This window comes from Rhodococcus sp. LMD, from assembly GCF_056108245.1.
Genome location: NZ_CM148557.1, coordinates 4,854,784 through 4,868,002 on the forward strand (window position 1 = coordinate 4,854,784; position 13,219 = coordinate 4,868,002).

The following is a 13,219-nucleotide window of genomic DNA, read 5'->3' on the forward strand; positions in this document are numbered from 1 at the left end:
GGCTCGCCTCCCCGTCCGGAGCCGCCTTCCCGATCACGGACTTCCCCGAGAGCGACGTCCGGCTCCGCCGTGCGGGTGCGGAGCCGGACGTGGACGGGACCGTCCGCCGGCGGTGTCGGCACGGCGGTGCAGACTGGACCGGTGCGCACCGTGCTGGTTCCCGACACCGCCGGCGGGCAGTCGCCCGGCGGGTGGACCGTTCCGGTCGACCCCGACGGACGACCGCTCGCCGCTGCCGAGCACCACGACGACCTGACGACATTCGTGCGGACGTGCGAGGCGACGAACCCGCCGCGCTGGATCTGGACCGGCACCGCCTCCGTCTACCCCGCACTGCTGCGCGGCGGGGCCCGCGTGCGCCGATGCCACGACCTCGCCTCCACCCGCGCAATCCTCAACGTACGCGCCGGGATTCCCGCGCCGCCGGGACAGCCGATCGACCAGCGACCGGGACTGTTCGACGTCGCTCCCACCGCCGACCTCGACTCGGTGCTCGCCGAGTTCGCCCGGCAGCGGGCCGAACTCGGTGGCCGCGCCCGGCTCGAACTGCTCGTCGCCGCCGAATCGGCGGGCACGCTGGCCGCCGCCGAGATGAGCTTCGACGGGCTGCCCTTCTCCGCCGACGCCCACCGGCGGGTGCTCGAGCGCACCCTCGGCCCGCGCCCCACCGACGACGGATTGCCGCCTCGGATAACCGAACTGAACGCCCGGATCGGTGCGGTTTTCGGTCGTGCGCTCAACCCGGCCTCGCACACCGAGGTGCTCGACGCGTTCCGGCGGGAAGGCATCGAGGTGCCGTCCACCCGCAAATGGGTACTGCGCGAACTCGACCATCCGGCGGTGCCGCTGCTCCTGCAGCACCGCGATCTGTCGAAGCTGCACAGCACCAACGGCTGGCACTGGCTCGACACCTGGGTGCGCGACGGCCGGTTCCGCCCGGTCTATGTGCCCGGTGCCGTGGTGTCCGGGCGCTGGGCGAGCCGCGGCGGTGGGGCCCTGCAGATTCCGAAGGCGTTGCGGTCGAGCGTGATCGCCGAGCCCGGCCACGTTTTCGTGATCGCCGATGCCGGCCAGCTCGAACCGCGCATCCTCGCCGCGATGTCCGGCGACCCGCGGATGACGACGGCGGCGGGGGCCGAGGACCTGTACGCGCCGGTGGCGGCGGCGACGTTCGGCGGCGACCGCGCGAAGGCGAAGGTGGCCGTGCTCGGCGTGCTCTACGGTGCGACGTCCGGTGAGTCGCGGGCGTTGCTCACGATGCTGAGGCGTAGTTTTCCCGAGGCGGTGGAGTTCGTCGAGCACGCCGCGCGGGCCGGGGAACGCGGCGAGGTGGTGCATTCGTGGCTGGGCCGCGCGTGCCCGCCGCCCGACGCCGGCTTCTTCGTGCACGGCGACGCGCGGGCCCGGGGACGGTTCACCCGCAACTTCGTCGTCCAGGCGACGGCCGCCGAGTGGGCGCTGTGCGTGCTGGCCGACCTGCGTCTGCGCCTGGCCGCCGGCGACGCCGGTGAGCTCGTCTTCTTCCAGCACGACGAGATCGTGGTGCACACCCGCACGCCGGAGACCGCGACGGCACACCTGTCCGCCGCGGTGGAGTCGGCCACCCGGTTGCTGTTCGGAGCCACCGAAGTGCGTTTCCCCATGCAGGTCTCGGTGCGCGACTGCTACGGCGCGGACGAGTCGTAGGCGGCGTGCGTCCACAGGTGGAATGAGGCGTAGGCCCGCCACGGACTCCACCGCCGCGTCCGGACCGTCACCTCGCGGGCGGTATCCACGCCGAGGGCCCTGCGCAGCACCAGATCTCCGACGGGACACGCGTCGCGGTCCCCGAGCACGCGCACGGCGAGGTAGTCCACGGTCCACGGCCCGATTCCCGGCAGTCCGAGAAGGTCCCGGCGGAACCGCACGGGGTCGGACGGATCGAGACCGTCGGCCGCGGCGCGGGCGAGCGCGAGCACGGTACGCACCCGGGCGCCGGTCAGCCCCACGGCCGCCTGCAGTTCGTGCGGGTCCGCACCGACGAGCCCGGTCGGCAACGGGAAGCAGAGCAGGCCGTCGCGTCCCGGATCGCCGTAGCGGGCGACGAGGCGGCCGGCGAACGTGGCGGCCGCCGCGACGCTGACCTGCTGTCCCAGCACCGTCTGGACGGCGGTGTCGAACCAGTCCGTCGTCCCGAGCACGCGCAGTCCCGGCCGGGCCGCCACCATCGGCGCGAGGTACGGATCGGCGCCGAGCGCCGCGTCGATCACGGCTGGGTCGGCATCGAGGTCCAGCCACCGCCGGACCGTCTGCTCCACCTCGGGTAGGTCGCGACGATCCGCGGCGATCCGGACGGACACGTGCTCGGAGCCGGGACGGATCGCGACCACCGCGGGACCGTACCGCCCCCGCACCGACCGGACGTGCGTGCCGGTGTCCGCATCGTGCCGTTCGAGACCGGCGACGGTGTGGCTGCGCAGCGCGGCGAGCATCGGCGCCGCGGCCAGCGGCGGCGTCACGGTCGGCCGCAGGACGACGCTCACGCCGCGGTCTCGAGCCGGAGCAGGGCACGCTTGGCTTCCACCCCGCCCACGTACCGGCCGAGGTCGCCGTCGCCGCGCACCACCCGATGGCACGGCAGGACGACGGGCAACGGATTCCTCGCGCACGCCGTGCCCACCGCTCGGACGGCGCGGGGGCTGCCCGCCACGGCCGCCACCTCGGCGTAGCTCGCGGTCCGGCCGTAGCCGGGCAGGTGCGTGATCACCTCTCGCCGGAAACCCCGCGCCAGGCTCAGGTCGAGCGGCAGGTCGAAGGTGATGCGGGTGCCGCGGAAGTACTCGTCGAGCTGGCGGGCGGCGGTGTCGAGCCGGGCGGGTGCGGCAAGGATGCGGGGGCTGAGGTCGGCGGCGAGCCGATCGAGGACCGCGTCGTGGTTCTCGACGGCGTACGCGACCCGCACGAGGCCGGCGGGGGTGGCGGCGAGCAGCAGCGGCCCGACCGGGGTGTCCACGATGCGGTAGGCGACGTCGAGCAGGTCGGCGGCGTCGGCAGCGGCGGTCAGCCGGGCGTGCAGGCGGGTCAGATCGGCGGTGGCGACAGGGGACGGTTCGAGCGTCATGACGGTTCCTCCGTCGGATAGCGGCGACGCAGCGCGGCCCGGCCGTCGGCGGCGGCGCGGCGCGCGGCGTCGGTGGAGTTGCCGAGGATCGTGGCGATCTCGGCGTAGGGCAGGCCCACCACGTGGTGGTAGACGACGGCGGCGCGTTGGGTGAACGGCAGCGCGGCGACCGCGGACCACAGGTCGTCGTCGGGTGCGGGGATGCCCGCGTCGGCCGGGCGCTCCGGGAGGACGGCGACGGGTACCGGCGTGCGAGCCCGGGACCGGTGGACGTCGACGGCCTTGCGATGGGCGATCGTCACGAGCCACGCCTCGACGTTGCTGCCCGGACGCAGCGCCGGGTAGGCGCGCAGCGCGGCGAGGAACGTCTCGGACCAGGCGTCGTCGGCGTCGACGGGACCGAGCAGCGCGCGGCACACCCGCAGGACGGTGCCGCCGTGCTCGGCGACGACCCGCTCGAACGGGGGCAGCGGGTCACGGGACGGCACGGGTCACCTGCGCCTCCCGGTCGAGCAGGTAACGCTTGCGGTCGAGACCCCCGGCGTACCCGGTGAGGGTGCCGTCGCGGCCGATCACGCGGTGGCACGGCACCACGATGCTCACCGGGTTGCGGCCGTTCGCGGCGGCCACCGCGCGCACGGCGGTGGGCTGCCCGACCGCGGCGGCGAGCTCGGTGTACGTGCACACCGTGCCGTACGGGACGGCCTGCAGCGCCTGCCACACCCGGCGCTGGAACGGGGTTCCGTGCAGCCCGAGCGGCAGGGTGAACTCGGTGCGCCGGCCCGCGAAGTACTCGTCGAGCTGCTCGGTGATCTCCTCGAAACCGGTCGCCGCGAGATCTCCGAAGACGTGCGGGCCGGGTCGGTGCCGATGTTCGGCGAGGTACAGGCCGCTGAGGGCCCCGTCGGTCCGCACCAGAGTCAGCGGTCCGATCGGTGAGTCGACGACCGTGTGGGTTCGCGTCGCGTTCACGGGTTCGATCCTTCCATCCGGTGTATACGGGGTAGACGCCTCCACGGGCGGAAACGTGAGATCGGTCCGTGACGCAGTTCACCGGACCGTGGCCGGAATACCCGGGAACGGGTCGGTGTTGAAGAGTTCGGATCGGTACGCTCCGTGTCCCCCGGGCTCAATATTTCTGCCTTTGCAGAGTTCCGTCCGGCTGGAGCTGCATTGCGCCTTTCGCCGTGAGGCGACCGAGCGTGCCGGTCCTTCATCTTTCGTCGGGGGGCGTGGCCCCGCCCCGGCCGGGGAACCCGGACTCATGGCCAGGCGAACCGAACCCGCGGTCGCGGCGTCGAGCCAGTGGATCGACGACGACGGAATCCGATACCCGCGCGGCGATACGCACGCCTGGACGCCCGGCACCAATCAGACCCTGTGCGGACTCCCGCTCTCCCGCGCCCGCCTCGCCCGCTTCCCGCACGTGCCGTGGAGCGAGGCGCTGTACCTGGCGGACACCGGCGAACACGGTGTCGTACCGTGCCGCCGCTGCACCGCGGCCACGCGCCACGATCGGCCCCGGTGGACCCGCACGGACCCCCGGCCGTGACCGCCGTTCGGCTCCGCGCCGGGACGCGCGATGCCATGCTGTGAAGCCATGGCGGAACCGAGAGAGCGGGACCGGAGCTTCGAACGGTATCTGACGTTCCTCGACGCGATCGTGGCCATCGCGATCACCCTGCTGGTGCTGCCGCTCGTCGATCGAGCCTCCGACCACGAGGGGACGACGATCGAATTGCTGCACGACGCCACCGGAGCGATCGGGGCGTTCGCCCTGAGCTTCGTCGTCATCTTCCGGTTCTGGTGGGGGCAGCACCGGCTGGTCCGCGACATCGTCGCCGACGATCCCTGGGTCGATCGGGCGCTGTTCCTGTGGGCACTCACCATCGTCTTCCTGCCCTTCCCCTCCGCGCTGGTGGCGACGAACTCCGACGAGACCGCGACACGTGCGCTGTACATCGGCACCATGGCGGCCAGCGGGGCGGCGCTGATGTTGTCGGCGTGGGCCGCCGGCCGGCACCCGGCCGTCACGGCGGGCGCCGAGCCACCGGATCTGGCGGGGACTGTCGTGCTGACGGCGCTCATGGTGGTGGCACTGGTCCTGAGCGTGACCGTCCCGCCGCTGTCGTACTACCCCCTGCTGTTGTTGCTGCTGTCGGGTCCGTTGACCGGGCTCGTGCGGCGCGGCCGTCACCCGTCCGGCGCGTGAGCGCCCGTCCTCCGACAGGAACCGCTCGCCGCCCGGTCATCCGCGACGACGATCGTCAGAGCGGATGACCGGCCGGAGAGCGGGTACCCGCTCGGACAGCACCCGCTCGAGCTTCCCGGCCGCGCCCCGCAGTACCTCGGTCGCGTTCCTCGGCAGCATCCCGTAGTTCGGTGCCGCGGCGAGCACCGCAAACCCTCCGCCCGTGCAGAATCCGATCACGCCCACCTTGCCGGTGCAGTCGCCTGTCCACCGGCAACAGCCGCGCGCCGGCCAGTCATCCGCGGCGACGATTGTCGACGCAGACGACCGGGCGACACGCGGATGTGGGAACGCAACCCCTCCGAAGTGGACTTATTTTTTCTTTTGGGTATGGTCGAGCCGAGTTCGCGATTGCCGATTCGGAAAGGATTGACAATGGCTGCCAAGTCCGCCGTCAAAAGTTCCAAACAGTCCGCCCGCGCTTTGAAGGAGCGCCGCGCGGAAAAACGAGCCAAGGCTCAGGATGCGGGTCAGCTCATCCGCAAGCGCAAGAGCTGACCACTCGATCAAAGCCGGGACACACACTCGAATGCACTCCACGACAACGACTCTGGAGACCCTCTACCGGAACATCGGCGAAATGATGACGCGAGACCGGAATCTCGAAATCGACTTTCCGGGATACCGCCAAGGGCTGGAAACCGCCCGGCTGTACGTACTCGACGAACTGGCCCGATACTCCGCTTTTTCGATGGCGAGAAAGGACAGCGCAGAGAAGAAGGCACGAGCCGCATGAAAATCACCAGGCATGCGCTGCAGAATATTCGCAGCAATCTGGAAAACGAACTGGCGACCGTCGGATCGTCCACCCACACCCGGGGCTACCGCCGCGGGCTCCACGACGCCCTGGCGCACGTGGTCGCCCTGCAGGACACCACCGACGCGCGCACACCGCACTGAAAACCTCTCCCCTCGCTCCGTCCCGGCCGATGCACCCGGGACGGAGCGTCGTCTCGGCCCGGTGTGGCCGGTGTCGAAAGCGATGACCGAACCATGATGCGCATCCCTGTGAGCGCGCCCGGCGCCCGGCTCGAGTCGGGCAGCACACCCGTGCGGGCCGCCGTGCTGAAGGTGATGTTCCTACCCCTGGACATCGGCGAACGGCCCGTACCACCCCCGGTACCCGCCGTGCCCTACGCCGAGCCGTTCCTGCCGGCCCGGATCGCCGGCCGCACCGGCTACCTCGAACGCCCCGCTGCCCTGCTGGCCTTCCGGCACCGCACCGAACCCGGCACCCGGCTGACCTTCGGGGCGCCGACCCCCGCCGCGCACCCACGCCCGTACGACGGACCGGCGGGGGCATGTGCGTCACTGTGGGAGGTGCCGGGGGCCGGACCGGTACTGGTCTGCGAGATCCTGTCCGCCGATCCACCGGGTGCCGTGCTCACCTGGCACAGCGACCCCCTGTTCGACGGCGCCGAGACGGGCTTCCGGCGGACCCTCGACACCTTCCTCGCCCCGTTCGGGATCACCGCCGACGCCAGCCTGGTCGACCTGTTCCCGCGACTGGACACCCGGCTGCCCGACACGGAGGTGTACCGCCCCCTCGCGCAGGTCGCCGTCCGCACCGCGCCTCCCCTTACCGACGAACCGTCGATCGAGGGACTGGTGGTCGAGGTCGCCGGCGACGCACGCGAGGCGGCGCGCCGTCTGGTGGACGGCCCACCCGCCGGCGTACTGGCCGAGGCAGCGGCGCGCTCGTGCGGACGGTTGCAGGCCTGGCACCGGCCGGCCGCGACGGACGTGGCCGTGCGCAAGGACGGCCGGGCGTTGCTGCTCGACCTCGGGGGCGGATATGTCGGCGCGGACAGCCGGGAGACGCTGTACCACCTGATCGGCTGGACGGGCCTGCGCGCACGGCTCCACGCCGACCACCGTCGCCTGCTGACCGCGCTGCGGCGGCACGAGACGCTCGACCCCGACGAGATCCGCACCGCCCTCGGCGATGTCGCGCGGGCACGGGTGCGACTCGTCGAACTCGCCGTGCTGTCCGCCGAGGCTCGGCCGGCGCACGACGACCCGAAGTGGGTACGCACCCTGCTCGTGGCGTCCGGCGCCGGGGAGGTCACCGCGGCGCGGGCGGCGGTGGAGGAGTTGTGCGCCGCCGCCGAGCGGGTGCTGTGGCAGCGCCTGCACCTGCGCTCGACTCGCCGGTCGTGGTGGGCCGACCCGAAGGCGATGGCGGCCGCCGCGACCTGGGTGGTGTTCGTCGTGGCGGTCACCGCGTTCGCGGCGTCGACGCAGGTGCTGGCCGGTGCGGCGATCGTCGCCGTGGCCGCCGGTGCGGCCATGGGGTTCGTCGAGTCCCTCGAACGCCGACGGGCGCCGAAGCGACGACGTCGCGACCGCCGGTGAGTGCCACCCTCCAGTACGCGCGCGCAGAACGCACCCTCACGCCGCCATCGTCGGAGCGATCGCCTCCATCTGTTCGAGTACCAGCTTGATCGCGCCTGCCTGCCGATCCGGCGGGTATTTGTACCGCGTGAGCAGCCGCTTGATCTGCGAGCGCAACTTGGCCTTGACGTCGGCCCGCACGCGCCAGTCGGTCCTGACGTCGCGACGCATGACGGCGACGAGTTCCCGGGCGATCTGGGCGAGCACATCGTCGCCCTGCTCGGTGACGGCGGATTCGTTCTGGGCCACGGCGTCGTAGAAGGCGAGTTCGTGCCAGTCCAGCGGCGGATCGAAGCGGCGGCCGCGGTCGCCCTCGGCCTGCACCTCCTGCGCGACCTCGACCAGCGCGGCGATCACCTCCGCCGAGGTGAGCTGCGAATTGGTGTACTTGTTCATCAGCTCCTGCAGGCGTTGTGAGAACGCTCGCTGACGTACCAGATTGTGCCGTGCGACCTTTCGCGCCTCCTCGTTGATGAGCTTGCGAAGCGCCTCGATCGCGAGGTTCGGGTTCTTCGCGTGTTCGGCCCGTGCCAGGAACTCCGCATTGAGTTCGGTGAGCGAGGGCCGCGGAATGCCGGCGGCGTCGTAGATGTCGAGTACCTCGCCCGATTCGACCGAGGCGGCCATGAGCTGACGCAAGGCGCGCCGCACGTCCTCCGGAACAGCGAGCCCCCGCGCCTGCCGATCCTCGGCGTCGAACTTCGCCATGTAGACGCGGACTTCCTCGAAGAACTTCGCGTCGGCGGCCAGCCCTCCCAGATCGGGATGGGTGCCGCAGATCGCCCAGGAACGGGACAGTTGGGAGGAGAATTTCCGGAAGCGGGCCGCAAGAGTCTCGTCCCCTTCCGGCACCCGGTTCTCCGGAAGCTTCGGGTCGCGCAGGTAGTTCACGGTGGCGAGCACGGCTTCGATATAGCTACGCGGTCCGGTGGCGGACCGGAGGCGCGACCGCCAGTCGAAACCGTGCAGCATGTTCGCGAGCACCGTGAGCAGGTTCTTGACGGCGTCGACGGACTCCTCGATCGGCCGGCCCAGCGGTTTGGTCTCCTGATCGGTCGCCGTGTACTCGGCCAGCGCCTCGGCGAGGTTGTCGGCGACGGGCGCGTAGGCCACGAGCAGCCCGTCGCGCTTGCCGCGGAAGGTGCGGTTGACCCGGGCGAGGGCCTGCATGAGCAGCGCACCCTTCAACGGCCGGTCGAGGTAGAGGGTGTGCAGCGGCGGCGCATCGAAGCCGGTGAGGAGCATGTCCTTGACGATGACGATTTCGAGCTCGTCATCGATGTCCTTGAGTCGCTTCTTGATCGCGGCGTTCGCCGAGTCGCGGCGCACATGTCTGTCGATCGGCGGCTGATCGGCCGCGGTTCCCGAGTAGACGACTTTGATTCGCCCGCTGGAGATCTCGTCCGAATGCCAATCCGGGCGCAGCGCGACGATCTCGTCGTAGAGATTGGCGCAGATCTCGCGGGTCGCGCACACGATCAGGGCCTTGCCGGGCGCGGTGGGGTTGTCGTCGGACCCGACGAATTTGGCCATCTGCTCGCGGCGACTCTCCCAGTGCTCGACGAGGTCGGCGGCGAGCTTGTGCAGCCGGGCCGGCGCGCCGTAGACGGCGTTGACGACCGCGACGGACTTCTCGATGCGGTCGCGGTCGGTGTCGTCGAGTCCGACGGTGAGTTCGTCGGCGGACGCGTCGATCTGCTCCTCGGTCACGTCGCCGGCGAACGCGACCTTGACCAGCCGGCTTTCGAAGTGGACCGGGACGGTGGCGCCGTCCTCGACCGCACGGGTGAGGTCGTAGACGTCGATGTAGTCGCCGAACACCGCCCGGGTGTCCCGGTCCTCGAACGAGACGGGCGTGCCGGTGAAGGCGATGAGGGTCGCGTGCGGCAGCGCGTCGCGCAGGTGGCGCGCGTAGCCGTCGAGGTTGTCGTAGTGGCTGCGGTGCGCCTCGTCGACGATGACGATGACGTTGCGCCGGGCCGAGAGGAGGGGGTGGCTGTGGCCGGATTCGCGTTCGTCACGGCTGCGCCCGAATTTCTGCAGGGTCGTGAAGTAGATCCCGCCGGTTGTCCGGCCGGACAGTTCCTGTCGGAGTTCGTCACGGCGCCGAATCTGCCGCGGCTTCTCGGGGAGCAGCTGGGAGCGCAGAAACGTCTCGTAGAGTTGGCCGTCGAGTTCGTTGCGGTCGGTGATGACGACGACGGTCGGGTTGGCGAGCCGGGGGTGGCGGATCACCTGGTTCGCGTACAGCTCCATTTCCATCGACTTACCGGAGCCCTGGGTATGCCAGACGACGCCGGCCTTGCCCTCGGAGTCGACGGCGTGCACGGTCGACGCGACGGCTTTGGTGACGGCGAAGTACTGGTGCGGCTTGGCGATGCGCTTGATCAGCCCGCCCTCGCTCTGATCGAACGCCGTGAAGTCGCGTACGAGCTGCAGGAACCGTTCGAGGTTGAACAGCCCGTACAGGGCGACGTCTAGGGCTGTGTGGTCGCCGGTGGGTTCGATCGGGCGGCCGTCGTCATCGACGTTCCAGGGGGAGAAGTGTTCGTACGGGGTGAAGGGCGTCCCGTACTTGGCGGTGATGCCGTCGGAGACGAGCGCGACGACGACAAAGCGGAACGCGAGCGGGAACTCTCGTAGGTAGGTGTGCAGCTGGGCGTGGGCACCGTTGAGCCCGGCATGCTCGCTGCCGGCGTTCTTCAGTTCGATCACCGCGACGGGCATCCCGTTGAGGTACAGAACCACGTCGAAGCGGCGCTCATGGTCGCCGCGGATTACGGTCACCTGACGCGCGGCGAGCCAGTCGTTGTCGTCCGGGTCCACGGAAATCAGGCGGATCGTGGGTGTGACCTCCACGCCGCTGTCGTCGACATAGTTGATCTTGCGCAAGCCTTCGGTGAGGTATGCGTGCACGGCGCGATTCTCCGAGATCGCGTCGGTGGATCCGGCGGTGGTGACCACGTCCACGGCCTGCTCGATCACCTGGGGCGGCAGGTCGGGGTTCAGCCGGGCGAGCGCCGTGCGCAGGCGCGGCTCGATCACCAAGTCGTCCCACGACGAGCGTTCCCCGCTGCCAGGGGCGATGTCCACTCCGGACACGGGACGCCAGCCCAGTTCGCCGAGGGTGTCGAGCGCGAGCTGCTCCCACACCGACTCGTTCAGGCTGTGGCCCGTGAAATCCAGGATGTCTGCCATGGCACCAACTTAAGAGGTCGGCTCGCGTCGAGCGAGCAGGCGGGCGGTGATCTGTCGAGACTTGTCGTCGATTGCACGGGGCGCTATCAGTCGATTGATAACCCGCGTTATCGCGTTCAAGGTACTGCGATTGAGCTACTCGGGTCGAAGCTGGGAGCGTCCCGCACCGCTCGATCGAGGAGATCTTGTGACGTACCCGAGCCTTCATCCCGCCCCTGCGGCCGAGGTCGATTCGTCCCGGCGCGCCTTCCGTCGGGGTTTCACCGTCGGCGTCGCCGCCGCCCTCGCCGTCGGTGCGCTGGTGACGGGGGTCGTGCTCGTGGTGCGGAACATCGCCGGCCCGGACTCGTTCACGGTGGGCGGCACGATGACGCTGCAGGACGGATTCACCCCCAGTTCCGCGACGCAGTTCGACTGCGAGGGCGAGGGTGGCTGCTCCGACATGTCCCCCGCGGCGGCGGTGACTGTCTCGGACCAGTCCGGCACCCTCCTCGCCAAAGACCGGCTCGACGGCAGCATCGACATGGGCGACAGCTGCATCTTCACGTTTGCCGTCGCGGACGTCCCGCGTGGGGCCGCCTTCTACGAGGTGGAGATCTCCCACCGCGGAGGCATCTCGTTCACCGCGTCCGAAGCCGAGGACGGCATCTCCCTCAGCCTCGGCGACTGATCACCCATCTTCCATTCGAAAGCAGGTTTGTCGTGAACCAGAACGATCCGCGTATCCAGCCGCCGCAGGGCTTCCAGGCCCCGCAGTACCCGGGCTGGCAGAACTCGGCTGCCCAGCCGCAGCCGCCGCAGAAGAAGCGCAAGAAGTGGCCGTGGGTCGTCGGAGCCGTCGTCGCGCTGTTCGTGATTGCCGGCGTGTCCGGCGGTGACGAAGAGGACTCCTCCGCGGCGACCGCGCCGTCGGCCGGGCAGACCCGGGAAGATCGGGAGTCGGCACCGTCCCGCCCCACCCAGGCCGAGCAGCCGGCCGCGGGGCTCGACACCCCGGTGCGCGACGGCAAGTTCGAGTTCGTCGTCACCGAGGTGCAGACCGGGCTGACCACGTTGGGCGACAACCAGTTCCTGGCCGAGGAAGCCCAGGGCCAGTTCGTCATCGTGACGATGACGGTCTCCAACATCTCCGATCAGCCGAAGGGTCTGAGCCCGAGCGATCAGAAGTTGATCGACTCCCAGGGCCGCACGTTCAGCCCGGACACGTCCGCCGCGCTGAACCTGGAGACCGACGTCGCGTTCTGGGACGAGATCAACCCCGGCAACACCGTCACGATGCCGGTCGTGTTCGACATGCCGGTCGATGCGGTTCCCGCCTCGATCGAACTGCACGACTCCATGTTCTCCGGCGGAGTCACCGTCTCCCTGCGGTGACGTCCCCGGGGCCGGTGCGCCCGCGAGGGGTCGGGCGCACCGGCACTTCCCCGGCTCGGGGAGCGAGCGAATGTATCGCTCGTCCGGCCCCCTCCCATCCCGAGCGAATGCATCGCTCACCACCTCAGGAGCGGCACACTCACTCGCTCCTGCGGTCGATTCTCAGACGAAGGGCAAGACGATGTCGGACGACAAGACGCCCGCACCCGCCGGCTGGTACCCCGATCCGAACGGGGGACAGCGTTACTGGGACGGCACCCGGTGGCTGGACTTCCCCGGCTCCGGTGCCGTCGACGGCAAGAAGCGCCGAATCAGGAAGAAGCCGCTCCTGATCATGCTGGCAGTCCTGCTGCTCGCCGTGGGTGGTGGGGCGCTCACCTGGAAGCTGAATCACGACGCCCAGGTTGCGGCACAGGTCGCGGCGGCAGAGGAAGCTGCACAGCGCGAAGCGGAACGTCAGGCCGCAGAGAAGGCGGCGCAGCAGCAGCGCGACAACGCCGAGCGCGCCTCCCGCGCGCGCTCCGTCTCGGAGATCGAGTCGAGTGTGGAGCAGATGGCGAACAAGCACATCGACAACGGAATGTTCGACGGGCCGGTGATCGAGGTGACCTGCTCACCCGTCAACGGCGGGTCCACCGACAACCTCACCGAGACGACGACGGTGTTCGAGTGCTTCGTGGCGACCGAGGACAACGGCGACGGCACGATGAGCGGGTACAAGTACCACGCGACGATGAACTGGACGACGGGCAGCTTCACCTACGGGTTCGGGGCGCCGTAGCGACGACGACAGCCGCACGCTTCGGCGTCCTGTCGCACCTCAGGACGTTACGCCCGTCCCTCCACACCTGCGCCGTACATCGACAACGAAAGCGACGGTTGTCGATGTACGGCGCCGTCCA

At 70.1% G+C, this 13,219-nt stretch carries 15 protein-coding genes and 1 pseudogene; 10 read left to right on the forward strand and 6 right to left on the reverse strand.

Annotated features, from left to right (window positions below; translation table 11 throughout):
* The first annotated feature begins 141 nt into the window (after positions 1 to 141).
* The gene (locus tag ACWPQI_RS22160; protein WP_029540140.1) at positions 142 to 1,686 is read left to right on the forward strand and encodes a bifunctional 3'-5' exonuclease/DNA polymerase; all 1,545 of its coding nucleotides are present in this window, start codon (positions 142 to 144) and stop codon (positions 1,684 to 1,686) included.
* On the opposite strand, the gene ACWPQI_RS22165 is transcribed toward ACWPQI_RS22160, so the two are convergent.
* From ACWPQI_RS22165 to ACWPQI_RS22180, 4 genes are read right to left on the reverse strand one after another with little or no spacing between them, the layout of a single operon-like run.
* On the reverse strand, positions 1,665 to 2,522 hold the full coding sequence (locus tag ACWPQI_RS22165; RefSeq protein ID WP_474738503.1) for a DNA-3-methyladenine glycosylase family protein: 858 nt from the start codon (positions 2,520 to 2,522) through the stop codon (positions 1,665 to 1,667). The two genes, ACWPQI_RS22160 and ACWPQI_RS22165, sit on opposite strands and share 22 nt — an antisense overlap.
* On the reverse strand, positions 2,519 to 3,100 hold the full coding sequence (locus tag ACWPQI_RS22170; protein WP_040274689.1) for a methylated-DNA--[protein]-cysteine S-methyltransferase: 582 nt from the start codon (positions 3,098 to 3,100) through the stop codon (positions 2,519 to 2,521). Before ACWPQI_RS22170 ends, ACWPQI_RS22165 begins: the two co-directional genes overlap by 4 nt.
* On the reverse strand, positions 3,097 to 3,588 hold the full coding sequence (locus ACWPQI_RS22175) for an RNA polymerase sigma factor (RefSeq protein ID WP_010595656.1): 492 nt from the start codon (positions 3,586 to 3,588) through the stop codon (positions 3,097 to 3,099). Before ACWPQI_RS22175 ends, ACWPQI_RS22170 begins: the two co-directional genes overlap by 4 nt.
* Positions 3,575 to 4,072, reverse strand: a complete 498-nt coding sequence (locus tag ACWPQI_RS22180) for a methylated-DNA--[protein]-cysteine S-methyltransferase (protein WP_040274687.1) — start codon at positions 4,070 to 4,072, stop codon at positions 3,575 to 3,577. Before ACWPQI_RS22180 ends, ACWPQI_RS22175 begins: the two co-directional genes overlap by 14 nt.
* 292 nt (positions 4,073 to 4,364) lie before the next feature.
* On the opposite strand from ACWPQI_RS22180, the gene ACWPQI_RS22185 reads away from it, so the two are divergent.
* Both ACWPQI_RS22185 and ACWPQI_RS22190 read left to right on the forward strand, forming a co-directional pair.
* Positions 4,365 to 4,652, forward strand: coding sequence for a hypothetical protein (locus ACWPQI_RS22185; protein ID WP_010595658.1), 288 nt, complete (start codon positions 4,365 to 4,367; stop codon positions 4,650 to 4,652).
* Positions 4,653 to 4,700: 48 nt separating this feature from the next.
* Complete coding sequence (locus ACWPQI_RS22190) at positions 4,701 to 5,312, forward strand: TMEM175 family protein (protein ID WP_010595659.1); 612 nt, start codon at positions 4,701 to 4,703, stop codon at positions 5,310 to 5,312.
* A 120-nt stretch (positions 5,313 to 5,432) separates the two neighbouring features.
* Here the strand turns inward: ACWPQI_RS22190 and ACWPQI_RS22195 are convergent.
* A pseudogene (locus tag ACWPQI_RS22195) lies at positions 5,433 to 5,579 on the reverse strand (dienelactone hydrolase family protein); the annotation flags it as partial.
* Between the two features lie 147 nt (positions 5,580 to 5,726).
* Between ACWPQI_RS22195 and ACWPQI_RS22200 the strand changes: the two are divergent.
* From ACWPQI_RS22200 to ACWPQI_RS22215, 4 genes are all read left to right on the forward strand, one after another.
* Positions 5,727 to 5,849 (forward strand): hypothetical protein, encoded by a 123-nt coding sequence (locus ACWPQI_RS22200; RefSeq protein ID WP_255325546.1) that lies wholly within the window; start codon positions 5,727 to 5,729, stop codon positions 5,847 to 5,849.
* A 31-nt stretch (positions 5,850 to 5,880) separates the two neighbouring features.
* Positions 5,881 to 6,087, forward strand: coding sequence for a hypothetical protein (locus ACWPQI_RS22205; RefSeq protein ID WP_017679712.1), 207 nt, complete (start codon positions 5,881 to 5,883; stop codon positions 6,085 to 6,087).
* The gene (locus tag ACWPQI_RS22210) at positions 6,084 to 6,251 is read left to right on the forward strand and encodes a hypothetical protein (RefSeq protein WP_017679713.1); all 168 of its coding nucleotides are present in this window, start codon (positions 6,084 to 6,086) and stop codon (positions 6,249 to 6,251) included. Before ACWPQI_RS22205 ends, ACWPQI_RS22210 begins: the two co-directional genes overlap by 4 nt.
* Before the next feature lie 93 nt (positions 6,252 to 6,344).
* Entirely contained in the window at positions 6,345 to 7,706 is a 1,362-nt protein-coding gene (locus tag ACWPQI_RS22215) for a hypothetical protein (protein ID WP_048771562.1), read from the forward strand.
* 36 nt (positions 7,707 to 7,742) lie between these two features.
* Here ACWPQI_RS22215 and ACWPQI_RS22220 read toward each other — a convergent pair whose 3' ends face one another.
* Positions 7,743 to 10,943, reverse strand: a complete 3,201-nt coding sequence (locus tag ACWPQI_RS22220) for a type I restriction endonuclease subunit R (RefSeq protein ID WP_017679715.1) — start codon at positions 10,941 to 10,943, stop codon at positions 7,743 to 7,745.
* 187 nt (positions 10,944 to 11,130) lie between these two features.
* On the opposite strand from ACWPQI_RS22220, the gene ACWPQI_RS22225 reads away from it, so the two are divergent.
* The 3 genes from ACWPQI_RS22225 (at position 11,131) to ACWPQI_RS22235 (ending at position 13,098) form a co-directional block, all read left to right on the forward strand.
* Complete coding sequence (locus ACWPQI_RS22225; RefSeq protein ID WP_191902819.1) at positions 11,131 to 11,613, forward strand: hypothetical protein; 483 nt, start codon at positions 11,131 to 11,133, stop codon at positions 11,611 to 11,613.
* 32 nt (positions 11,614 to 11,645) lie between these two features.
* Positions 11,646 to 12,317, forward strand: a complete 672-nt coding sequence (locus tag ACWPQI_RS22230; RefSeq protein ID WP_040274673.1) for a DUF4352 domain-containing protein — start codon at positions 11,646 to 11,648, stop codon at positions 12,315 to 12,317.
* Positions 12,318 to 12,498: 181 nt separating this feature from the next.
* Entirely contained in the window at positions 12,499 to 13,098 is a 600-nt protein-coding gene (locus ACWPQI_RS22235) for a DUF2510 domain-containing protein (protein WP_040274672.1), read from the forward strand.
* Positions 13,099 to 13,219 lie beyond the last annotated feature (121 nt).